The organism is Falsiroseomonas sp. E2-1-a4 (assembly GCF_051433165.1).
In the GTDB taxonomy this organism is placed as follows: domain Bacteria; phylum Pseudomonadota; class Alphaproteobacteria; order Acetobacterales; family Acetobacteraceae; genus Falsiroseomonas.
This window is the reverse complement of the sequence record NZ_JBHMFS010000013.1, coordinates 54,392-75,317: the sequence shown is the minus strand read 5'-3', so window position 1 is coordinate 75,317 and position 20,926 is coordinate 54,392. Positions and strand designations below refer to the sequence as shown.

Sequence of the window (20,926 nt, the reverse complement as noted above, 5' to 3'; positions counted from 1 at the left end):
GCCATGACCCAGCCCTATGACCTCGTCCTGCGCGGCGGCACCGCGGTCCTGCCCTGGGGCATGGAAGCCACCGATATCGGCGTCCGCGCCGGCCGCATCGCCGCCATCGGCGACCTCCGCACCGCCACGGCGGCGGAGACCATCGACTGCACCGGCCTGCATGTGCTGCCCGGCCTGATCGACAGCCATGTGCATCTGCGCGAGCCTGGCGATGCAGCGGTGGAGACCATCGCCACCGGCACCAAGGCCGCGGTGCTCGGTGGCCTGACCACGGTGTTCGACATGCCCAACACCAACCCCTCCATCACGACGCGGGAGAGGCTGGACTGGAAGCGGGACTTCATCGCCGGCCGCGCCTGGTGCGACATGGGCTTCTATGTCGGCGCCGCAAAAACCAACATTGCCGAGCTCGCCGCGCTGGAAGCCGAGCCGAATGTGTGCGGCGTGAAGGTGTTCGCGGGCAGTTCCACCGGCGATCTGCTGGTCGAGGATGATGCCAGCCTGGAGGCCGTGATGCGCAGCGGCCGCCGCCGCATCAGCTACCACTCCGAGGATGAATATCGCCTGCAGGCGCGCAAGGGCGCCTACACCACCGGCATGCCGCACCGGATGCATGCCGAATGGCGCGACGTGGAATGCGCCTTCCTCGGCACCCGCCGGCTGATGGCGATTGCGCGCAAGACCGGGCGCCCGGCGCATATCCTGCACGTCTCCACCGCCGAGGAACTGAACTACCTCAAGGATTTCCGCGATGTCTGCACGGTGGAGGTGCTGCTGAACCACCTGACCCAGACGGATGAGGTCTATGACCGCCTCGGCGGCTACGGCGTGATGAACCCGCCGATCCGCGACGCGCGGCACATGGCAGCAGCGTGGGAAGCGGTGGCGAATGGCACGGTGGACAGCGTCGGGTCGGACCACGCGCCGCATAGCCGCGCCTCGAAGGAGAAGCCCTGGCCGGAATGCGGCGCCGGGCTGACCGGCGTGCAGACCCTGGTGCCGGTGATGCTGGACCATGTCAGCGCCGGCCGGCTTTCCCTGCCCCGCCTGGTGGATCTGATGAATGCCGGGCCGGCGCGGGTGTTCGGCCTGGTCGGCAAGGGCCGCATGGCTGCCGGCTACGATGCGGACTTCACCGTGGTGGACATGAAGAAAACCCGCACCATCGAGGAAAGCTGGATCGCCTCGCCCTGCGGCTGGACTCCCTTCGCCGGGTATCGCTGCACCGGCTGGCCGGTGATGACCATCATCCGTGGCCAGGCGGTGATGCGCGACGATGCGGTACTCGGCGAGCCCACCGGCACCCCGGCCCGCTTCGCCCCTTGAGCAGGGGGCTGGTTCCATCAGCGGTTGAGGCGCCCCGTCGCGGCTGGTAGACGCCGGAAGGCGGGATGGGGAGGTGGTGATGGCGCAGCAGGACAAGGCTGTCGTGGATTGGGCGGCCCGGCTGCGTGCCTCCTTGGCGCCGCGCTCGGCGGAGCTGGCGCCTGTGGCCGAGACCGTGACGGAAGCCCCCGCAGCACCTGCGACCGAGCACGCCAGCAGCGAGCCGGCGGGTTATCCCAGCGACCCGGCGACCGGGGAAGCCGACGGCCCGGCGGGCGGGAACGCCATCGGCCTCGCGGTCGGGGATGCCATCGGCCTCGCGGCCGGGGATGCCATCGGCCTCGCGGCCGGGGATGCAATCGGCCTCGCGGCCGGGGATGCCATCGGCCTCGCGGCCGGGGACGCCAATGGCCTCGCGGTCGGGGAGGCCGACAGCCCGGCGGCTGAGGATGCCAACGACCTCGCGGCCGGGGACGCCGACAGCCCGGTGGCCGGGACCATCCCGCCGCAGGTGGACAATGCAGCACTCTCTGAGCTTGGACCCCTGGGCGCGCTGCTCTCCATCTCACCGCCTGCCGCATCCCTGCCGACGCCGCTGCTGATGACGCCGCCCGCGCCGCCGACGGAGGCCGTTGCACCGCAGCCACCGGGCGGACTGCTTTCCTTCCTTGCCACTGCTGCTCCGGCCGCACCCGTCTCGCCGGTCTTGGCCAGCCCCCTGCTGGCCGCGCTTGGCGTGAACGTCCCCGGGCCGGGCGCCGCGGATGCCAGCCAGGCCGCCGTCCCGCCCGTTCCCTCCGCGACGCCCCTCGCGAAGGTTGCCCCGCAGGAGTTGGCCCCGCCGGAGGCCGCATCGGCGGGCAACGGACCACAGGAGACAAGCCCGCCAGAAGCGCCCGCGGCCCCGGCACCGACGCCGCAGACCATCCTGTCCAGCCGGCCGGTCCTGAAGATCGCGCCAGCACCACGCGTGACGGAGCGCCCCGCGCCGCAGCCGGCCGCACCCGATATGCCCGCGGAACAGCCGGTGGCTGCCGCGCCAGCGCCGCCCCCCCAGCCCAGCGTCGCCAAGCCCCCTGCCGCGACGCCCGCCATGAAGCCAGCACCCGGTGCCGCGGCGGCGGAGAACCCGCTCGGCGCAGCGCAGGTTGCGGCGGCGTATGAGGCCGTCTGTGGCGCCGCCATGCCGGCCGGGGCGGATGACGAAGGCGCCGAATGGGTAGGCCTTGCGCGCAGCCTGGACGGCGCGCGGGAAAGCTGGCGGGCGCTGTTCCTCGGCGTTTCGGAAGCCAGCCTGCCGCTCGCCGCTGCGCTGGCCTGCCGTGGGCGGGAGCTCGCGCCGGTGCTGCACGCCACGGAATCTGACCCCGGCCGCTTCGGCCGGCTGCTGGCCGCGCTGGAGGCGGAGGGGCTGGATGGCGGCGAGACCCGGCTTCTGCAGGCCGCGGTCGGCTCCGACCCGGACAAGCTTCCGCCACGCGGCGCATTGGCGCAGGACCTGCTGGAGCGGGAGGAAAGCTGGGACTACCTCCGGGTCGGCGTGCCGCGCCTGCTGCCCGGCATGGTGACCCGCGCCCTGCCGACGCTCACCGCGCGGGTGCGCTGGCTGATGCTGGCGCCGCTGAACCGCATGGAGGAAGGCGCCGCCGTCAAGATGCTGTCCGGAACCTGGCGGCTGGTGGCGGAACGGCCCGCGGCGCTGAATCTCGGGAATCCCCGTATTTCCGAACGCCCCGGCATCCAGCTCTGGCGCGGCCCCCTGGCCTGAGACGGCTCAGGGCGAAGGCGGGTCCGCCACCTTGCGGCCGGCGTTGAAGGGGCGCGTGGTCCAGCAATCGGTGCTGCCGAGCGACCGGGTGCAATAGGGGGCCGGCGCCGGCGGGGTGGGCGGCGGCGCGCACCAGCCCTCGCGCCGTTCCACCCGCACCAGGGAACAATCGCGGCCCGTCACCAGGCTGGCCACATGGTCCACCGGGGTCCGCCCGGTCAGCACCAGGGCCGCGCCGCTGACCACCAGCACCGGCCCTGCCGCGGCCCCGACCGCAGGCCCGATCTCGCAGCCGCCAAGCGCCAGAAGCATCGGCGCCAGCAGGATCAGCTTGCGCCGTCCGGGACGGGCTGGCAGCGGGATTGCGGGGTGAGGTGGCGGGGGCATGGGCGGAACGCTAAGGTCCCGGGCTTAACGTGGCCTGTACGGACCGCTATGGTCCGGCCCCTTGCGGACCGAAGGATTGCCCGTGCCCGATATCTTCGACGAAATCGAAGAGGATCTCCGTGCCGATCGCACCCGCCGCCTGGCCAAGCGCTGGGGTGGGGCGGCGATCGGCGTGGCGCTGCTGGCGCTGGCTGCTGCCGGTGGCTGGCAGGCCTGGCGCTGGAATGATCAGCGGCAGGCTGCCACCGCCGCCGAGACCTACCTGGCCCTGCACCGCACCGCGGAAGCACCCGGGGCGGATCTGCCCGCGGTGGCGCAGGGGTTCGGCACGCTGGCGCAGGCCGCCCCGGATGGCTACCGCACCCTGGCCCGGCTGCGCGCCGCGGCGCTGAAGGCGGAGACCGGCGATACGCCGGCCGCACTGGCGCTGTGGGACGAGCTCGCCCGCGACAGCGCGGCGGAGGCGCTATACCGCGACCTGGCCGCGCTGCTGTATGTCGGCCACGGACTGGAAACCGTGGACGCGGCGCAGCTTGCCGCGCGCATCGGGCCGCTGACCCAGCCGGGCAATGCCTGGCAGGCCCCGGCGCGGGAGATGGCGGCGCTGGTCGCCATCCGCCGCGGCGATACAGCGGAGGCGCGGCAGCAATTGCAGGCGCTGGCCGCGGATACGGCGGCAACACCCGGGCTGCGCGAACGCGCGCAGCGGCTGGCGGCGGGGCTCGGCTCATGATGAAGAACAATCTTTCCCGTCGCGCCGGGCTGCTCGGCGCAGCCGCGCTGCTATCCGGCTGTTCCACCTTTGACGGGCTTCTGGGCAGCCGGAAGGTGCCGCTGCCCGGCGAACGCCGCAGCGTGCTCAGCGCCGATCCGCCGCTGGAGGCCGATACGGGGGCTTCCGGCGCCGTCATGCTGCCGCCGGCCACGCCCCTGGCGGATTGGCCGCAGGCCGGCGGCCCGCCCAGCCATGCGCCGGGCCACGCCGCATTCACCGCGGAGCCGCGCCAGGCCTGGCGGGCCTCGATCGGCGGGGGCTCCGGCTACCGGTCCCAGCTCACCGCCGGGCCGATCATCGCCGGCGACACGGTCTATGCGGTCGATGCCTCCGGCCAGGTTTCCGCCTTCGCGCTGGCCGATGGCGGCCGGCGTTGGCGGGTCGAGACGACGCCCGAGGATGAAAGCGCCGGCACCGTCGGCGGCGGCGCCGCCTTCGCCGATGGCGTGCTGTATGTCGCCACGGGCATGGCCGAAGTGCTGGCCTTGTCGCCGGAGGATGGCGCGGTGCGCTGGCGCGTCCGCACGCCTTCCCCCACCCGTGGGGCGCCGACCGTCGTGGGCGGGCGGATCTTCGTGGTGACGCTGGAGAACCACCTGCTGGCACTGTCCACGGAAGATGGGCGCCGGCTGTGGACGCATCGCGCCGGGGCGGCCAACACCCTGCCGCTCGGCCTGCCGGCCCCGGCGGTGGAGGGCGAGGCGGTGGTGGCCGGCTTCGGCACCGGCGAACTCACCGCGCTGCGCGCCGCCGATGGGCGGCTGCTGTGGTCCGAGGGCCTGGGCACCATCGGCGCCACCAGCCTGGCCGATATTGTGGGCATCACCGGCCTGCCGGTGATCGACCGCGGCCGGGTGCTGGCGGCGGGCATGGCGAACACCACCATCGCGGTGGACCTGCGCAGCGGGCGGCGGCTGTGGGAACGGACCTTCGGCGGCGGCACGGGCGTGGCGGCGGCCGGCGACTGGGTGTTCTCCGTCACCCGCGCCGGGGAAGCGGTGGCGGTGGGGCGGGAGGATGGTCGCATCCGCTGGGTCTCCGAGCTCGATCCCTCTCCGGCCGGTGGCCGGCGCGGGGATGCGGCGCGCTTCGGCCCGCCGATCCTGGCCGGCGGCTTCGTGATGATCCCCTCCAGCCGGGGCGAAGTTCTGATGCTGGCGCCGGGCGATGGCAGCATCGCCGGCCGCGTGCCGCTGTCCTCCGGCAGCACCCAGCCAGCCGCCCTGGCGCAGGGCACGATGGTGCTGCTGGGCGATGACGGGACGCTGATGGCGCTGCGGTAGGGCGCGGTCCCGCCCACCTCACCCAACCCTCTCCCCCTGCCGGGGGGAGAGGACTCTCTGGGGCGCCGGGGCGCCATGACGAGCGAGCGCGCGCAACTTGGCGCGTGCGGTGCTATGAAGAGATCGGCCGCGCGTATCGCCTGGCCGGGACCTTTGGAATATCATGCAGACCGTCGCCATCCTCGGCCGGCCCAATGTGGGCAAATCCTCGCTGTTCAACCGCCTGGCCGGGCGGAAGATCGCGCTGGTGGACGACACACCCGGCGTCACCCGTGACCGCAAGGAAGTGGAAGCCGAGATCGGTGGCATTCCGGTCCGGCTGATCGATACGGCGGGGCTGGAGGAAGCGGCGCCGGATACGCTGGCCGGGCGGATGACCGCGAGCAGCGAGGGCGCGCTACGTCAGGCCGACCTCGTGCTGTTCGTCGTCGATGTCCGCACCGGGCTGACGGCGGCGGATCGCGCCTTCGGCCAATGGCTGCGCAAGGCGCCCTGCCAGGTGCTGCTGGTGGCGAACAAGGCCGAGGGCCGGCTGGGCATGCAATCGGCGATGGAGGCCTATGAGCTGGGACTCGGCGATCCCATCGCGGTCTCCGCCGAACATGGCGACGGTTTTGGCAATCTGCATGACGAGGTGCGGGACCGCTTGCAGGCGGAACCGCGCCGCGGGCGGGGGGAGGAGCGGGAACGTCCGCTGCGGCTGGCCATCCTCGGCCGCCCGAATGCCGGCAAATCCACCCTGCTGAACTCGCTGGTCGGCGAGGAACGGATGATCACCGGGCCGGAGCCGGGGCTGACGCGGGATGCGATCAGCGTGGAATTCCGCGATGCCGAGGGACCGATCCGGCTGGTGGATACCGCCGGCCTGCGCAAGAAGGCGCGGATCGAGAAGCATCTGGAGAAGATCTCCACCGAAGCCAGCATCGCCGCGCTGAAGGAAGCCGAGGTGGTGATCCTGGTGGTGGACGCCATCCAGGGCATGGACGAACAGGATCTGCGGATCGCCCGCCTGGCGGAGCGTGAGGGCCGCGGCCTGGTGATCGCCTTCAACAAATGGGACGCGGTGGAGGATCGCACCGCGACGCGCAGGAAGCTGGAAGACACGCTGACCAGCAGCTTCGCGCAGATGAAGGGCATCGCCGTGGTGCCGCTTTCGGCCGCCAATGGGCGGGGGCTGGAGAAGCTGATGCCGACGGTCCGCACCGTCTATGAATTGTGGAACCGCCGCGTGCCGACCGGCGAGTTGAACCGCTGGTTCGAGATCATGAAGGACCGCCACCAGCCGCCGCTGGTGGAGGGCAAACGCATCAAGCTGCGCTACGCCACCATGCCCAAGGCCCGCCCGCCCACCATCACCGTCTTCGGCACCCGTGCCGAGATGCTGCCCGAGGATTATCGGCGTTACCTCGTGAACAGCTTCCGGGAGAAGTTCGAGATGCCGGGCGTGCCGATCCGGCTGCATCTGCGCGGCACTGATAATCCTTACGGCGAGGAAGACTAAGCCTCCTCGCCGGGGCATTCAGCCGCCGAGAAAATCCCGGATGGCCGCATCGTACTGGTCATCCCGCTGCCAGCGCTTCGTCGCCGCCGCATCCGGCAGGCCGCGCAGATCCTTGGGCGCGGTGCCATCGCGCAGCGCCTTCAGCGTGTCATGCACCGCCTGCATCGCCGCCGGGAAGGTGGCGTGGCCCTGCAAGGCCACCCGCACCCCATGCGCCGCGAAGGCCGCCGCCCCGCCGAGGCCCGCCTTGGCATTGCCGAGGATAATCGGCAGCCCCGTCGCCTCCCGCAGCGCATCGAGCTGGGCGAGGTCCGTCAGGCCGGTGACGAAGATGCCGTCGGCGCCGGCCTCGGCATAGGCACGCGCACGGGCCACGGCATCCTCCGTCGAGGTCACCGACAGGGCGGAGGTGCGGGCGATGATGACCAGTGACGGGTCAATGCGGGCGGCCAGCGCCGCGCGGATCTTGCCCAGGCCTTCCGCCAGCGGCAGCAGCGCCGTCTTGTCCGGGCCATAGGGGCGCGGCAGCAGCGTATCCTCGATGGTCAAGGCGGCGACGCCGGCGGCCTCCAGCTCCTCCACCGTCCGCATCACGGACAGCGCGTTGCCATAGCCGTGGTCGGCATCCACGATCAGCGGCGGGGCGCCGCCGCGGGTGATGCGGCGGATGAGGTCGGCGAATTCGGTCAGTGTCAGGATGATGTGGTCCGGCGCGCCGAGCACGGCCAGCGAGGCGACGGAGCCGCCCAGGATCGCCGTCTCGAAGCCCAGATCGGCGGCGATGCGGCCGGAGACGGCATCGAAGACGCTGGCGGGATGCACGCAAGCGGTGCCGGAAAGCACGGCCCGGAAGGCCTGTCGCCGCTCAGTCGCATTCATTGATTAAGGTCCTGTCCGCTTCCAGCGGCACAGGGTAGCGCGCCGCCGGGCGGCTGACAGCCCACCCGGCGGCACCCCTCCCGCCCGGCCCGCCCATGGCGGCGCCGGGCGGCGTTCGGTCAGCCCTGGCCGGCGAGCGGCAGCGCCACAAACGCGTTGCCGGAGTCGCGGGAAAGTTGCAGGGCAATCGCCGGCCGGCCCTCACGCCGCGCGGCGGCCACCGCCTCCATCACGTCGCGCGGACTGCGGACCTCGCGGCCACCGGCGCGCAGGATGATGTCGCCGGGGCGCACACCGCGGGTTGCGGCGACGCTGCCGGCATCGACACCGGCCACCCGCACGCCCTGGCCGCCTTCCTGGCTCGGCGCCTTGCTGTTGGGCAGGGCGCGCTGCGCGGGCGCCAGGCGCAGGCCGAGCGTGCCGGGGCGCTCAGCCTCCGATTCGCCCCCCGACTGGGCTTCCGCCTGCTGCTGCGGCTGTTCGCGCAGGCCGATGGTCACCGCCTGTTCGGTCCGCTCGCCATCGCGCAGCAGGGCGAAGGTGGCGCGGCTCTCGGGCTCCAGCTCTGCCACCGCGATCGCCAGTTCGCGCGGCGTGCCGATCTCCCGGCCTTGAACGCCTACCACCACGTCACCGGGGCGCAGGCCGGCGCGGGCGGCGGGGCTGTTCGGCTCCACGCCGGCCACCAGCGCGCCGCGCTGGTTCGGCAGGCCCAGGGCGGAAGCGAGTTCAGCGTCGATCGGCTGCATCGCAACGCCCAGCCAGCCGCGCGCCACCACGCCGTCGCTCTGCAGATCCCGGATCACGTTGCGCGCCAGGCGCGACGGCACGGCGAAGCCGATGCCGACATTGCCCCCGCCGGGCGCGTAGATGGCGGTGTTGATGCCCACCACCTCCCCATTCCCGTTGAACAGCGGGCCGCCTGAATTGCCGGGGTTGATCGGCGCATCGGTCTGAATGAAGTCGTCATACGGCCCGGCGCCGATCTGGCGGCCGCGGGCGGAGACGATGCCGGCCGTCACCGACCCGCCGAGGCCGAAGGGATTGCCCATGGCCACCACCCAATCGCCGACGCGCGTCGCATCGCTGTCGCCCCAGACCAGCGTCGGCAGCGGGGAACCGGCCTCCACCTTCAGCAAAGCGAGGTCGGTCTGCTGGTCGCGGCCGACCACGCGGGCGGGCAGTTCACGGCCATCGGCCAGTTCCACGCGGACACTCGCGGCGTCGCCCACCACATGGTTGTTGGTGACGATGAAGCCGGCGGCGTCGATGATGAAGCCGCTGCCCTGGCCCATGCGGGCGCGGCCCTGTGGTCCCTGGGGCGGCTGGCCGGGACGCTGGCCGGGGCGTGCCTCGGGGCGGGCGCCGGGACGCTGCTGTTCCTGGAAGCGGCGGAAGAAGGGCTCCAGCGGCGTGCCGCGCAGCTCCGGCGGAATCTCCGCCACCGCCGCGGCCGGGGCCTGGCCGGTCACGGTCACCCGCACCACGGCCGGCGCCACGCGGGCCGCGAGATCGGCGAAGCCCACCGGGCCGGCCTGGCGCGGCAGGGTGATGGCGGTATCCGGCGTGGTCTGGGCCTGGCCCGTGAAGGGCAGCACGGTCAGCGCGCTGGTGCCGAGTGCGAGGGACAGCAGGCCGGCCGCCAGCATCTTGCGGCTGCGCGGGGTCGGATTTGGGGTGTTGCTCATGGCGTGGTCCTCTGCGATGCGGATCGTCCGTAGTGGCCATCTGGGGGCCCTGGCTCACAGCCGCCTCGCGGCTGGGCTACGGATTGGTAAGGTTGGAGGGGCGCCGAAGTTGCGGATCCTGCTGGTGGAGGATGATGCCGGCACGGCGGCCGAAATCTCGCGCGGGCTGACCGGCGCCGGGCATCTGGTGAACCATGTGACGGATGGCCGCGCCGGGCTGATGGAGGCGATCGGCGGCGGCCATGACGTGCTGGTGGTGGACCGCATGTTGCCGGGGCTCGATGGGCTGGGGCTGCTGCGGGCGCTGCGCGGCGCCGGAATCGCCACGCCGGTGCTGATGCTGACCGCCCGCGCGGGGCTGGGCGACCGGGTGGAGGGGCTGGATGCCGGGGCCGATGACTACCTGGCCAAACCCTTCGCCTTTGCCGAGCTTCTGGCCCGGGTGCATGCGCTCGGCCGCCGTCCGGCGCTGAATGCCGAGCCCAGCGTATTGCGGGTGGCCGATCTGGAGATGGATTTGCTGCGCCGCAGCGTGACCCGCGCGAGCCAGCGGATCGACCTGCAACCGCGGGAATTCCGGCTGCTGGAGGTGCTGCTGCGCCAGGCCGGACGGGTGGTGACGCGGAACATGCTGCTGGAACAGGTGTGGGACATCCATTTCGACCCGCGCACCAGCGTGGTCGAGACCCATATCAGCCGCCTTCGCGCCAAGCTGGGGGAGCCGAGCCTGATCCATACGCTGCGCGGATCCGGCTATGTCGCGCGGCCGCCCGATGGATAGGCCAACCCGCTGGTGGGCCACCACCGGCTTCCGCATCACCCTGCTGCATCTGGTGCTGACGCTGCTCGGCACCGTGCTGTTGGCGGGCATCGGCTTCTGGGCGTCGTCCCGCTTCGCCGGGCAGCAGATCCAGGCGGAGATCGAGCGCGATACGGGCGTGCTGCTGAATGCGGGCAGGCTGGGCGGGCCGGCCTCCATCGCGCTATCGATCGAGGCGCGGATCGCCTCCGACCGCAGCGGCACGCAGTATTTTCTGCTTTGGGGGCCGGACGGTGGGCGGATCGCCGGCAATCTGGCCACGGCACCGCGCAGCGCGGGCTGGGCGACGATGGGGCTGGATGCCGCGGCGGATGAGAGCGTGCTGCTGGCGCTCGGCACGCCGCTGCCCGCCGGGTATTTCCTGCTGGTCGGCCGCGACCTGGCGCCGGTGCGGGGGCTGGAGGCGCAACTGCTCGGCGCCGCCGGCTGGGTCGGCGGCGCGGCGCTGCTGCTGGCGCTCGGTGGCGGGCTGGTGGTGGGGCGCAGCGTGGTGCGGCGCGCGGCGGAGATGGAACGCGCGCTGGCCGAGGTGGAACAGGGAAAGCTCGGCACCCGGTTGCTGGCGCGGCCCGGCGGCGACGAATTCGACCGGCTGGCGCGGCGCGTGAATGCCACGCTGGACCGGCTGGAAGGCACCATGGCGGCGCTGCGCCAGGTGACGGACGACATCGCCCACGACCTTCGCACGCCGCTGACCCGCCTGCGCCAACGCCTGGAATCGCTGGATGGGCCGGAGGCGGAGGCGGCGGTGGCCGAATGCGACCGCATTCTGGAGATTTTCGCGGCCCTGCTCCGCATCGCCCAGATCGAAAGCGGCGCCCGCCGCGCCGCTTTTGCCAAAGTCGACCTGAATGCGGTGATGGAGACGGTGGCCGAGCTTTATGCGAGCGCCGCCGCGGAACGCGGCCAGACGCTGGAGACGGATCTGCAGCCCGGCGTGACGATGCAGGGCGACCGCGACCTGCTGACGCAGATGCTGGCCAATCTGGTGGAGAACGCCATCCGCCATGGGCGGGTCGGCGGCCGCGTCGCCCTGGCGCTGCGGCCGGGCCCCGAGATCATCGTGGTGGATGATGGGCCGGGCATCCCGGATACAGAGAAACCCCTGGTCTTCCGCCGCTTCCACCGGCTGGACGCCGCCCGCAGCACCCAGGGCGCCGGGCTGGGCCTGGCGCTGGTGGCCGCGGTGGCGGAGCTGCACGGGCTGGCGGTGACGCTGGAGAATGCCAGCGCCGAAGCGCCGCCTGGGCTGCTTGTGCGGCTGAAAGCGTGAGCTACGCGGCGACCTTGGGCAGGATGCGCCAGGTGGCCTCGGACCAGTCGAAATACAGCGTCCGCGCCTTCTGACACAGCGGGCCGGGCTGCATGTGCCGGCCCTGCCAGTTGGAGACCGGCAGCACCTTGCCGAAGTTGCCGGTCGAGAAGATCTCGTCCGCCGTCTCCAGCTCCTCCGGCTTCACGGCGCGTTCCTCCACGACCACGCCGGCCTCGCGCAGCAGGGCGAGGACGCGGCGGCGGGTGATGCCGGCCAGGAAGGTGCCGTTCTCGGCCGGGGTGATGACCTTGCCATCCTTGGCGAACATCAGATTGGCATGGGCGAATTCCGCGACATGGCCGATCGGATCGCAGACCACCGCCGCCTCGAAGCCCTTCGCATGCGCGAAGGCGGAGGCGCGGGCCCCGTTGGGGTACAGGCAGGCGGCCTTGGCATCGGTGGGCGCCTGGTCCGGCGCCGGGCGGCGCTGCGGGGCGAGGCAGGCGGAGAAGCCTTTGTATTCCGGCAGCGGCGCATCGTAGATCGCCAGGATGAAATCCGTGCTGTCCGGGTCCGGCCGCGCCGCGCCCAGGCCGCGGCGGATGAAGAACATCGGGCGGATATACAGCTCCGCCTCCGGGCCCATGCGGCGGATGCCCTCGCGGCACAGTTCCTCGATCTCGGCCGGCGTCCTGGTCGGCTTCATCAGCATGCTTTCGGCAGACCGCACCGCCCGCGCGCAATGCAGATCCAGGTCCGGCGCCACGCCGCCGAAGGACCGGCCGCCATCGAAGATCACGCTGCCAAGCCAGAAGGCGTGGTCCATCGGGCCGATCACCTTCGGCTCCTCGGTCGTCCATGCCCCGGCATACCAATAGACACCCGCCATGGTGGCAGTCCCCTCTTTCCGTGTTTCCGCCGCCTTGAATGGCACGTTGGGGGGGGCGGTTGAAGGGGGCGGTCTGCGGGCCTAGGGTGCGCCTTCCAAAGGTCACCGGGGGGATCGATGCAAATCCATTTCGTCGTCCATGATGAGGGCGACAGCGTGGGCGTGGTGGTGGTGGAAGGCCTGAAGGCCGGCACCAGGTTGAATGGCTGGATCATGGACCAGGACAAGATGATGGAGTTCGACTCCAAGTCGGACATCCCGATCGGCCACAAGCTGGCGATCCGATCCATCGCCAAGGGCGATACCATCATGAAGTACGGCACGGATATCGGCCGCGCGGTGGCCGATATCGGCGCCGGCGAGCATCTGCACGTGCACAACGTCAAGACCAAGCGCTGGTAAGGGAACACATCCGATGGGCCTGAACCTGAGAGATGCCAGCTTCGAAGGCTGGCGGCGCGAGAATGGCCGGATGGGCGTGCGCAACCACGTTATCATCCTGCCGGTGGACGACCTGTCCAACGCCGCGGCGGAAGCCGTCGCCCACAATATCAAGGGCGCGCTGGCGATTCCGCACGCCTATGGCCGCCTGCAATTCGGCGCGGACCTGGAACTGCACTTCCGGACGCTGATCGGCACGGGCACCAACCCGAATGTCGCCGGCGTCATCGTCATCGGCATCGAGCCAGGCTGGACCGGCAAGATCGTCGAGGGCATCGCCAAATCCGGCAAGCCGGTGGAGGGTTTCGCCATCGAGCAGAATGGCGACATCAACACCATCGCCAGCGCATCGCGCGCCGCCTACCGGCTGGTGAAGCACGCCTCGAAGCTGAAGAAGACCAAGGCGCCGCTGGTGGAGCTGTGGGTCTCGACGAAGTGCGGCGAGAGCGACACCACTTCCGGCCTCGCCTCCTGCCCGACCGTCGGCAATTCCTATGACAAGCTCTGGGGCAACGGCAACACGCTGGTCTTCGGCGAGACGACGGAGCTGACCGGCGGCGAGCATCTGGTGGCCGCGCGCTGCAAGACGCCCGAGATCCGCGCGCAGTTCCAGGCGATGTTCGACCGCTACCAGCGCGTGGTGGAAGTGAACAAGACCAGCGACCTGTCGGACAGCCAGCCGACCAAGGGCAACATCGAAGGTGGGCTCACCACCATCGAGGAAAAGGCGCTCGGCAACATCACCAAGATCGGCAAGAAGTGCACGGTCGATGGCGTGCTGGACAAGGCCGAAATGCCGACCCATGCGGGTCTGTGGTTCATGGATTCGTCGTCCGCCGCGGCGGAGATGGTGACGCTCTGCGCCGCTTCCGGCTTCGCGGTGCACACCTTCCCGACCGGCCAGGGCAATGTCATCGGCAACCCGATCCTGCCGGTGATCAAGCTGACGGCGAACCCGCGCACGCAGCGCACCATGTCCGAGCATATCGACGTCGATGTGACCGGCCTGCTGCAGAAGCAGATGAACATGGACGAGGCCGGGGAGGCGCTGCTGGATTGCATCCTGCGCACCGCCGATGGCGAGCTGACGGCGGCCGAACTGCTCGGCCACCGCGAATTCAGCCTGACGCGCCTGTACGAAAGCGCCTGAGCCTTCCGGCGCCGGGCCATGGCCCGGCGCCGAAGCGCGGAGATGAGCAAACGCCGTGACCCCGGCCATCTTCGCAGACCTGCAGCACCGCCATGCGGAACCGCACCGCGCGCATCACGACTGGGCGCGCATCTCCGCCATGCTGGCTATGGCGGAGGAGGTATCCCATGCGCTGTCGGACAAGGCGGCCTTCATCCTGGCCATCCTGTTCCACACCGCCGTCTTCGACCGCGCCAATCCTGACGCCGAGGCGCAGAGCATCCGCGTGATGCATCGCCATCTCGGTCGCGCTTTGCCGCGGCACATGCTGGCGCGGGCGGAAGCGCTGATCCACGCCGTGCTGCGCCAGGAACCGCCCGATACCGAAGACCCCGGCCTGCGCGCCGATGCCGCCCTGCTGCTCGACATGGACCAGGCCGTGCTGGGCGAGACGGCCATGCGCTTCGCCGCCTTCGAGGCCGCGAACCGCCGCGAATACGCGCATCTGCCGGATGACCGCTACCGCGCCGGCCGCATCGCCGCGTTGCAGATGCTGCTGTGGCGCGATCGCATCTACCACACCGATCGCTTCTACCTGGAGCGCGAGAAGCAGGCGCGGCGCAACATCGAAGCCGCGCTGGCCCGGCTCGAAGGGCGCTGAGTGACCGTTTGAAAACACCGGCGGGTCGGTCCCACGGTGCTTTTCCGCCTCTGCCGTGTTGCCGGATTTGCCGATGCAACCAGCATCGGCTGCATCCGGCGCCTTGCAGGGACGAAAAATCACCTGCGGGTCCTCAGCCGCCGGTATTCTCAAACGGTTACTGACGCCCGCGTCCCCGGATGGCGCCTGGCGCATCAGCACCTGCTGCGGCCCGCAGGGCCGAGGCGCCGCACGGCGCCCGCCGCTTATGCGGCGAGCCCAGGCCGCGGAGCGGCTGCCCGGCACCCGAGGGCATCAGTGAAAAATGAACACCGGGCAGCGGGCGCGTTGCAGCAGTTCATGGGTGGCGCTGCCGGTGAGAAACCGGCGCAGGCCGCTTTCCTCGAAGGACCCCACCACCAGCATCCGCGCCTGCAGCGCCTCGGCCTCCGCCAGCAGCAGATCAGCCGGGTGGTCGCCGACCATGACCAGCGGCGTGGCCTCCAGCCCGTGGAGGCGCAGATAGGTGCAGGCTTCCTCGGCCATGGCCGACGCCGCCTCCCGCGTGTCGGCGGCGGTGGCGACGCGTACCGGCGCGCCCTCGGCCAGGCCGAGCAGGGCGAAAAGCTGCAAGGTGGCCATGATGGGGATGGAGGCATCATAGCCCACCAGCACCGGACCCTCCGCCAACGCCGGCTCCGGCGGGACCACCAGCAGCGGGCGGGCGCCGTCCATCAGCAGGCGTTCGATCACCGGGGCGACGCCATCCACCGTTGCCTCCAGACCCAGCGTGCTGTCGCGGCCGATCACCAGCAGGTCATGCGTCGCGCCGGCGCGCAGCAAGGCGGGCTCCGGCGCATCCTCCAGATGCAGTTCCGCATAGGGGTGGCCGGCGGCGGCGGCGGCGCATTCGGCCAGCGCGGCCTCTGCATCCGCCTGCGCCCGCTGCACCCGGGCGGCATCGCGCCGCGCCTTGAAGGCGGCACCGCCCAGCGGCACGGGTTCATGCTCGCTCTCAGTATGCGGCCGGTCCAGCACCACCGCGGCCGTCAGCGCCGCGCCGCTGCGGCGCGACAGCGCGATGGCCGCGTCCCGCGCCGCCTTGGCGCCGGGTGTGTCATCCAAAGCGACCAGAATGCTGCGCAGCATCGGCAATCCTCCTGCGCCGCCACCCTAGCGGAGGCGCGGGCCGCGCGGCAGCCGGGGGCGTGCGATCAATGGCAGGCGGCGCAGCTGCGCGCGGCCAGGCGGCCGACCTCGCCGGGGGCCTGCATGCCCTGCACCAGCAGCCAATGCCCGCCCAGCGCGATACCCGCCAACACCACCAGCAGCCCGATCAGCCTGAGCATGGCAACGCCCCCTGATGGAATCGGCTCAGGCTAGGCGCGCCTCGTCCCGCACGGCCAGTTCCGACAGCGGGAAGCATCAGCGCGGCCGCAGCGCCAGGAAGGCGAGCGAACACACGACCAACCCGGCCGCGAAGGTGGCCAGCGCCGCGGCAGGCCCGCCCCAGCCCGCCATCACGCCCGACAGCGCCTGGAACACTGCCGCACCCAGGAAGAAGAACAGATTGGCCGCCGACAGCGCCCGCCCCGCCTGCTCCGGCGGCACGGCGGACCGCACGATGGAGAAGGCGAGCACCTGAAAGGAAATGATGGCCCCGAAGGCCACCAGCAGCGCCGCATCCCAGGCCACCGGCAGCATCGGCTGGCCCAACGCCTCGGCCAGCCAGCCGCCCGGCCCGCCGCCGATGATCAGCAGGATGAAGCCGGCAGACAGCAGATGGCTGCCGGCCAGCAGCGCCCGCGCATGGCCGATGCGGCGCAGCACCAGGCCGGCCAGCAGCGGCCCGATGGTCAGCGCCACGGTGCAGGCCAGCAGCACATTGCCGGCGGTGACACGGTCCAGCCCCTTGCCTTCCATCAGCCACGGCCCGCCCCACAACCCGCGCAGACCCAGCACGGCGGCGAAGGAGGCGAAGACGAAGACCATCACGCCGCGCAGCGCCGGTTGCGCCGCCATGCGCGCCACGTCGCGCACGTCTTCCGCCAGGCTGCGCGGCGGCTGGGCCGCGGGCCGGTGCCGCGGCACGAGCAGCGCCACCAGCGGCAGCGCGAGGGCGGCAATGCCGGCGCAGGCCCAGAAGCCGGCGCGCCAATCCACCGCCTCGATCAGCAGGGCGAGCGGGCTGGCCGAGAGCAGCATGCCGGTATTGCCGACCGCCTGGATCAGCCCGGACCAGACGGCGAAGCGGGCGGTGGAAAGGCCTCGCGCGGCGAAGGTGATCGGGCACATCAGCATCCCCGAACACCCAGCGCCGAGCACCACCTGCGCCAGCAGCATGGACCATGGCCCGGTGGCAATCGCACCCAGCACCGCGCCACAGCCCGCCACCACCAGCAGCCCCAGCGCCACGCGCTGCACGCCGAAGCGATCGAGTGCGATGCCGACCGGGATCATCACCGCGGCGAAGGCCAGCGGAAAGGCGCCGGTGATCTGCGCCAGCGCCTCCGCGCTCAGGCCGAGGTCGCGCATCAGCACATCGGCGGCCATGGCGGGAATCGTCCGCACGGCATTCGAGAAGATGTGGCCGAGGCACAGCACCAGGATCGGCAGCGCCATCCCGGCCTGGGCGGGACTCATGTCGTCAGTTCCGGAACATCTTGCCCGGATTCATGATGCCCTTGGGGTCCAGCGCCACCTTCAGGCTGCGCATCACGGCCAGCGCCTCCGCACCATGTTCCGTCTCCAGGAATTCGCGCTTGCCGAGGCCGATGCCGTGTTCGCCGGAACAGGTGCCGCCCAGTGACAGGCCGCGCGCCACCACGCGCCGGTCCATGTCCCAGGCGCCTTCCAGCCCCTTCGGATCCTCCGGATTGTAGAGGATCATCTGGTGGAAATTGCCATCGCCGACATGGCCGACGATGCAGGTGGTGTGGCCGCGTTCGGTGGCTTCCTGCTTGGCGCCGACCAGCGCCTCCGCCAGGCGGGAGATCGGCACGCAGACATCGGTGGTCAGCGCCTTGTGGCCCGGCTTCCAGGCGATGCCTGCCCAGTAGCTGTCATGCCGCGCCTTCCACAGTTTCGCACGCTCCGCCGGGTCGGTCGCCCAGCGGAAACCGGAACCGCCATGTTCGGATGTGACGGCCTCAACCATCTCCGCCTGTTCGGCCACCCCGGCTTCGGTGCCGTGGAATTCCAGGAACAGGGTGGGCAGCGGCGCAAAACCCTCAAGCTTCGAGAAGGCGATGGAGGCGGCCATCATGTCATCGTCCAGCAGCTCGATCCGCGCCACCGGAATGCCGAGCTGCATCACCTGGATGGTGCTCTCCACCGCGCCGGCCAGGGTCGGGAACTGCACCACGGCGGAGCTCATCGCCTCCGGAATGCCATGCAGGCGCAGCCGCACCTTGGTAACGACGCCAAGCGTGCCCTCGCTGCCGATGAACAGGCGGGTCAGGTCGTAGCCATTGGCGGCCTTGCGGGTGCGGCCGCCGGTCTGGATGACGCGGCCATCGGCCAGCACCACCTCCAGCCCCAGCACATTTTCCCGGATCGTGCCGTAGCGCACGGCATTGGTGCCGGAAGCCCGCGTGGCGACCATGCCGCCCAGCGTGCAATGGCTGCCGGGATCGACCGGGAAGAACAGGCCCTTGTCGCGCAGATATTCGTTCAACTGCTGGCGCGTCACGCCCGGCTCCAGCAGGCAGTCCATGTCCTGTTCGTTCACCTCAAGCACGGCGGTCATGCGCGACAGGTCAACGCTGATGCCGGCGCGCACCGGGTTCACATGCCCTTCCAGGCTGGTGCCGGCGCCGAAAGGCACCACGGGCACGGCGTGCTGGTGGCACAGCGCCAGAAGCTGGCTGACCTCCTCCGTCGTCTCCACGAAGGCCACCGCGTCCGGCAGCGTCGGCGTGGAGCTGTCCTCGCCATGGCTGTGCTGCTCACGCAGCGCCGCATTGGTGGTGATGCGCTCACCCAGGAACTGGCTGGCGGCGGCGATGACGGCATCGACCGGGCGGGGGGAGATGGTGTTCATGCGGCTCCGGCGGGTTGGGCTTGGTGCGCCCTGCCAGAGTGCCATGGTTGGGGAGCGCCCGCAAAGCACGTGGCGGCGCGCCGGGCCGGCCAGGCCGCGCCGCCCGGCGCGTTGCTTTGAGGTGGAAACCAACCTGCCCGACCCCGGGATTGGCATGCCGCCAACTGGCTGTGGCCGAATTGACGCCCCGCGCCCCCGGGCCTAGCGTTCAGTCATCATACAACCACCCGCGGGGGAACGGACAAAATGGCAAACGGCGTCAAGGCGGCCTGGGCAGCAGGCAAGCCGGTGGTGAATGGGTGGCTTGCCATCCCGAGTGGCTTCACCGCCGAAGTGATGGCGCTCGCCGGCTGGGACAGCCTGACGGTCGACATCCAGCACGGCCTGCAGGACTACATGTCCATGGTCGCCTGTTTCCAGGGCATGCAGCCGCACGGCGTGACGCCGATGGTCCGCGTGCCGTGGAACGAGCCGGGCATCATCGGCAAGGTACTGGACGGTGGGGCCAAGGGCGTGATCTGCCCGATGGTGAACACCGAGGCCGAGGCCCGCGCCCTGGTGTCCTATTGCCGCTACCCGAACAAGGGCACGCGCAGCTTCGGCCCGATCCGCTCCGGCATGTATGGCGCCGCGGCCGATACCAACGCGGCGAATGAAGACGTGCTGGTGATCCCGATGATCGAGACCAAGACCGCGGTCGACAATCTGGAAGCCATCGTCAATGTGCCCGGCGTGGATGCCATCTATATCGGCCCGTCCGACCTCAGCCTGTCGCTCGGCATGGCGCCGCTGCAGGACCGGCAGGAGCCGGAATTCCTCGCCGTGCTGGACAAGATCCGCAACACCGCCCAGGCGGCCGGCGTGAAGGTCGGCATCCACACCATGACCGGCGCCTATTCCAAGCAGATGTTCGAGCGGGGCTTCAACCTGGCGACCATCATGAACGACAGCGGCCTGATGCTGACCGCCGCCAAGGCGCAGGTGGCGATCGCCCGCGGCTGATCCAGTGTCCCTCCCCCGCTTGCGCGGGGGAGGGACACTGGCTCACCCATACGGTGTGCCCTGCGTATTCACATAAAGGCTGTAGAGCGACTGGCTGGCCGGCATGAACAGCCGGTTGCGGAAACGCCCGCCAAAGGCGAGGTTGCCGCAGCGTTCCGGCAGCCGGATATGGCCGATCGGCACGCCATCCTTGTTGATCACCCGCACGCCATCCAGCTCCGCTGAGCCCATGCCCCAGCCGCACCACAGATTGCCGTCGACATCGACGCGGAAGCCATCCGGCGTCTCGCCTTCCTTGCATTGGTAGAAGACGCGGCTGTTGGACAGGCGGCCGTCATCGCCGACATCGAAGGCGCGGATCACCCGCGGCGTCGCCGCCGCCTCCACCACATACAGGATGCGTTCGTCGGGTGAGAAAGCTAGGCCGTTCGGCCGGCCGACATCGCCGGTGGCGACGCTGACGCGCCCATCGGGGGTTACGCGGTAGACGTTGGTCGGCAGCTCCGGGTCCGCCCGCTCACCCTCATAGAAGCCAAGGACGCCGAAGGGCGGGTCGGTGAACCAGATGCTGCCGTCGGACTTCACCACGATGTCGTTCGGGCTGTTCAGCCGCTTGCCGTCGTAGCGGTCGGCGATGACGGTAATGCTGCCATCGGGTTCGGTGCGCGTGACGCGCCGGGTCAGGTGCTCGCAGGTCAGCAGGCGGCCCTGGCGGTCGCGGGTGTTGCCGTTGCTGTTGTTGGAGGGCGCGCGGAACACGTCCACCTGGCCGGTCGTCTCGCTCCAGCGCATCATCTTGTTGGCGGGGATGTCGGACCAGATCAGGCAGCGCTGGTCACCGAGCCAGACCGGCCCCTCGCTCCAGCGGAAGCCGGTGGCCAGGCGTTCCACCGCGGCGAGCACCAGGCGGTAGCGGTTGAAGGACGGGTCGAGCACCTGGACGGCCGGATCGGGGTAGCGGCCGGGTGCGTCCCGTTGCGCGAAAGCGGGCGTGGCGAGCACGGCCCCGGCGGCGCCCAGCAGGGCGCGGCGGCTGGCTTGCATGATTCGAGTTTTCCTTCCCTTTGCCACCGGCCTCTGCGGGCGGGCCGAGAAGGCTGG

Annotated in this window: 20 protein-coding genes; 11 read left to right on the top strand and 9 right to left on the bottom strand. The window is 70.8% G+C overall.

The genetic code is table 11. From position 1 onward, the window contains the following. Positions 1 to 3 precede the first annotated feature (3 nt). On the top strand, positions 4 to 1,326 hold the full coding sequence (locus ACFHNC_RS15295) for a dihydroorotase (RefSeq protein ID WP_437170090.1): 1,323 nt from the start codon (positions 4 to 6) through the stop codon (positions 1,324 to 1,326). A gap of 79 nt (positions 1,327 to 1,405) precedes the next feature. After that, entirely contained in the window at positions 1,406 to 3,094 is a 1,689-nt protein-coding gene (locus ACFHNC_RS15290) for a hypothetical protein (RefSeq protein WP_437170089.1), read from the top strand. A 6-nt stretch (positions 3,095 to 3,100) separates the two neighbouring features. Here ACFHNC_RS15290 and ACFHNC_RS15285 read toward each other — a convergent pair whose 3' ends face one another. After that, positions 3,101 to 3,481 (bottom strand): hypothetical protein, encoded by a 381-nt coding sequence (locus ACFHNC_RS15285; RefSeq protein ID WP_437170088.1) that lies wholly within the window; start codon positions 3,479 to 3,481, stop codon positions 3,101 to 3,103. Positions 3,482 to 3,563: 82 nt separating this feature from the next. Between ACFHNC_RS15285 and ACFHNC_RS15280 the strand changes: the two genes are divergently transcribed. The 3 genes from ACFHNC_RS15280 to der all read left to right on the top strand — a co-directional run bounded on the left by ACFHNC_RS15280 (position 3,564) and on the right by der (position 7,040). Beyond that, positions 3,564 to 4,214 carry a tetratricopeptide repeat protein gene (locus tag ACFHNC_RS15280; RefSeq protein ID WP_437170087.1) on the top strand — a complete coding sequence of 217 codons (651 nt, stop codon included), beginning with the start codon at positions 3,564 to 3,566 and terminating at the stop codon, positions 4,212 to 4,214. After that, entirely contained in the window at positions 4,211 to 5,539 is a 1,329-nt protein-coding gene (locus ACFHNC_RS15275) for an outer membrane protein assembly factor BamB family protein (RefSeq protein ID WP_437170086.1), read from the top strand. The genes ACFHNC_RS15280 and ACFHNC_RS15275 overlap by 4 nt, the downstream gene beginning before the upstream one ends. 163 nt (positions 5,540 to 5,702) lie before the next feature. Further along, positions 5,703 to 7,040 carry a ribosome biogenesis GTPase Der gene (gene der, locus ACFHNC_RS15270; RefSeq protein WP_437170085.1) on the top strand — a complete coding sequence of 446 codons (1,338 nt, stop codon included), beginning with the start codon at positions 5,703 to 5,705 and terminating at the stop codon, positions 7,038 to 7,040. Between the two features lie 18 nt (positions 7,041 to 7,058). On the opposite strand, the gene ACFHNC_RS15265 is transcribed toward der, so the two are convergent. Next, positions 7,059 to 7,919, bottom strand: coding sequence for an isocitrate lyase/PEP mutase family protein (locus tag ACFHNC_RS15265; protein WP_437170084.1), 861 nt, complete (start codon positions 7,917 to 7,919; stop codon positions 7,059 to 7,061). 119 nt (positions 7,920 to 8,038) lie between these two features. Then, positions 8,039 to 9,607: a Do family serine endopeptidase gene (locus tag ACFHNC_RS15260; RefSeq protein WP_437170083.1), complete on the bottom strand. Its 1,569-nt coding sequence runs from the start codon at positions 9,605 to 9,607 to the stop codon at positions 8,039 to 8,041. Between the two features lie 109 nt (positions 9,608 to 9,716). Here ACFHNC_RS15260 and ACFHNC_RS15255 point away from each other — a divergent pair, with 109 nt between their 5' ends. Further along, on the top strand, positions 9,717 to 10,388 hold the full coding sequence (locus tag ACFHNC_RS15255; protein ID WP_437170082.1) for a winged helix-turn-helix domain-containing protein: 672 nt from the start codon (positions 9,717 to 9,719) through the stop codon (positions 10,386 to 10,388). Continuing rightward, positions 10,363 to 11,700, top strand: coding sequence for a sensor histidine kinase (locus ACFHNC_RS15250; protein WP_437170081.1), 1,338 nt, complete (start codon positions 10,363 to 10,365; stop codon positions 11,698 to 11,700). Before ACFHNC_RS15255 ends, ACFHNC_RS15250 begins: the two co-directional genes overlap by 26 nt. 1 nt (position 11,701) lies before the next feature. Here ACFHNC_RS15250 and ACFHNC_RS15245 read toward each other — a convergent pair whose 3' ends face one another. Then, positions 11,702 to 12,571, bottom strand: a complete 870-nt coding sequence (locus ACFHNC_RS15245) for a branched-chain amino acid aminotransferase (RefSeq protein WP_437170080.1) — start codon at positions 12,569 to 12,571, stop codon at positions 11,702 to 11,704. Between the two features lie 117 nt (positions 12,572 to 12,688). Between ACFHNC_RS15245 and ACFHNC_RS15240 the strand changes: the two genes are divergently transcribed. Genes ACFHNC_RS15240 through ACFHNC_RS15230 form a run of 3 tightly spaced genes read left to right on the top strand, consistent with a single transcriptional unit; the run spans position 12,689 to position 14,802 of the window. Continuing rightward, positions 12,689 to 12,973 carry a UxaA family hydrolase gene (locus ACFHNC_RS15240; RefSeq protein ID WP_168049516.1) on the top strand — a complete coding sequence of 95 codons (285 nt, stop codon included), beginning with the start codon at positions 12,689 to 12,691 and terminating at the stop codon, positions 12,971 to 12,973. Between the two features lie 13 nt (positions 12,974 to 12,986). After that, a complete protein-coding gene (locus ACFHNC_RS15235; protein ID WP_437170079.1) occupies positions 12,987 to 14,162 on the top strand; it encodes a UxaA family hydrolase in 1,176 nt (391 codons plus the stop codon). 55 nt (positions 14,163 to 14,217) lie between these two features. Beyond that, positions 14,218 to 14,802, top strand: coding sequence for an HD domain-containing protein (locus tag ACFHNC_RS15230; protein ID WP_437170078.1), 585 nt, complete (start codon positions 14,218 to 14,220; stop codon positions 14,800 to 14,802). A 294-nt stretch (positions 14,803 to 15,096) separates the two neighbouring features. Here ACFHNC_RS15230 and ACFHNC_RS15225 read toward each other — a convergent pair whose 3' ends face one another. From ACFHNC_RS15225 to ACFHNC_RS15210, 4 genes are all read right to left on the bottom strand, one after another. Beyond that, positions 15,097 to 15,930 (bottom strand): universal stress protein, encoded by an 834-nt coding sequence (locus ACFHNC_RS15225; protein WP_437170077.1) that lies wholly within the window; start codon positions 15,928 to 15,930, stop codon positions 15,097 to 15,099. A 65-nt stretch (positions 15,931 to 15,995) separates the two neighbouring features. Further along, on the bottom strand, positions 15,996 to 16,130 hold the full coding sequence (locus ACFHNC_RS15220) for a hypothetical protein (RefSeq protein WP_437170076.1): 135 nt from the start codon (positions 16,128 to 16,130) through the stop codon (positions 15,996 to 15,998). A gap of 76 nt (positions 16,131 to 16,206) precedes the next feature. Further along, positions 16,207 to 17,424 carry an MFS transporter gene (locus ACFHNC_RS15215; protein ID WP_437170075.1) on the bottom strand — a complete coding sequence of 406 codons (1,218 nt, stop codon included), beginning with the start codon at positions 17,422 to 17,424 and terminating at the stop codon, positions 16,207 to 16,209. A gap of 4 nt (positions 17,425 to 17,428) precedes the next feature. Beyond that, positions 17,429 to 18,823 carry an FAD-binding oxidoreductase gene (locus tag ACFHNC_RS15210; protein ID WP_437170074.1) on the bottom strand — a complete coding sequence of 465 codons (1,395 nt, stop codon included), beginning with the start codon at positions 18,821 to 18,823 and terminating at the stop codon, positions 17,429 to 17,431. Between the two features lie 246 nt (positions 18,824 to 19,069). On the opposite strand from ACFHNC_RS15210, the gene ACFHNC_RS15205 reads away from it, so the two are divergent. Next, positions 19,070 to 19,825, top strand: coding sequence for an HpcH/HpaI aldolase family protein (locus ACFHNC_RS15205; protein WP_304813413.1), 756 nt, complete (start codon positions 19,070 to 19,072; stop codon positions 19,823 to 19,825). Between the two features lie 42 nt (positions 19,826 to 19,867). Here ACFHNC_RS15205 and ACFHNC_RS15200 read toward each other — a convergent pair whose 3' ends face one another. Then, positions 19,868 to 20,869 carry an SMP-30/gluconolactonase/LRE family protein gene (locus ACFHNC_RS15200; RefSeq protein WP_437170073.1) on the bottom strand — a complete coding sequence of 334 codons (1,002 nt, stop codon included), beginning with the start codon at positions 20,867 to 20,869 and terminating at the stop codon, positions 19,868 to 19,870. Between the last annotated feature and the right edge of the window lie 57 nt (positions 20,870 to 20,926).

Bases quoted from the DNA above. Each gene is read 5' to 3' on its own strand.
- ACFHNC_RS15295 (WP_437170090.1), top strand. From the start codon at position 4: ATGACCCAGCCCTATGACCTCGTCCTGCGCGGCGGCACCGCGGTCCTG.
- ACFHNC_RS15290 (WP_437170089.1), top strand. From the start codon at position 1,406: ATGGCGCAGCAGGACAAGGCTGTCGTGGATTGGGCGGCCCGGCTGCGT.
- ACFHNC_RS15285 (WP_437170088.1), bottom strand. From the start codon at position 3,481: ATGCCCCCGCCACCTCACCCCGCAATCCCGCTGCCAGCCCGTCCCGGA.
- ACFHNC_RS15275 (WP_437170086.1), top strand. From the start codon at position 4,211: ATGATGAAGAACAATCTTTCCCGTCGCGCCGGGCTGCTCGGCGCAGCC.
- der (WP_437170085.1), top strand. From the start codon at position 5,703: ATGCAGACCGTCGCCATCCTCGGCCGGCCCAATGTGGGCAAATCCTCG.
- ACFHNC_RS15265 (WP_437170084.1), bottom strand. From the start codon at position 7,919: ATGAATGCGACTGAGCGGCGACAGGCCTTCCGGGCCGTGCTTTCCGGC.
- ACFHNC_RS15260 (WP_437170083.1), bottom strand. From the start codon at position 9,607: ATGAGCAACACCCCAAATCCGACCCCGCGCAGCCGCAAGATGCTGGCG.
- ACFHNC_RS15250 (WP_437170081.1), top strand. From the start codon at position 10,363: ATGTCGCGCGGCCGCCCGATGGATAGGCCAACCCGCTGGTGGGCCACC.
- ACFHNC_RS15245 (WP_437170080.1), bottom strand. From the start codon at position 12,571: ATGGCGGGTGTCTATTGGTATGCCGGGGCATGGACGACCGAGGAGCCG.
- ACFHNC_RS15240 (WP_168049516.1), top strand. From the start codon at position 12,689: ATGCAAATCCATTTCGTCGTCCATGATGAGGGCGACAGCGTGGGCGTG.
- ACFHNC_RS15235 (WP_437170079.1), top strand. From the start codon at position 12,987: ATGGGCCTGAACCTGAGAGATGCCAGCTTCGAAGGCTGGCGGCGCGAG.
- ACFHNC_RS15225 (WP_437170077.1), bottom strand. From the start codon at position 15,930: ATGCTGCGCAGCATTCTGGTCGCTTTGGATGACACACCCGGCGCCAAG.
- ACFHNC_RS15220 (WP_437170076.1), bottom strand. From the start codon at position 16,130: ATGCTCAGGCTGATCGGGCTGCTGGTGGTGTTGGCGGGTATCGCGCTG.
- ACFHNC_RS15215 (WP_437170075.1), bottom strand. From the start codon at position 17,424: ATGAGTCCCGCCCAGGCCGGGATGGCGCTGCCGATCCTGGTGCTGTGC.
- ACFHNC_RS15210 (WP_437170074.1), bottom strand. From the start codon at position 18,823: ATGAACACCATCTCCCCCCGCCCGGTCGATGCCGTCATCGCCGCCGCC.
- ACFHNC_RS15205 (WP_304813413.1), top strand. From the start codon at position 19,070: ATGGCAAACGGCGTCAAGGCGGCCTGGGCAGCAGGCAAGCCGGTGGTG.
- ACFHNC_RS15200 (WP_437170073.1), bottom strand. From the start codon at position 20,869: ATGCAAGCCAGCCGCCGCGCCCTGCTGGGCGCCGCCGGGGCCGTGCTC.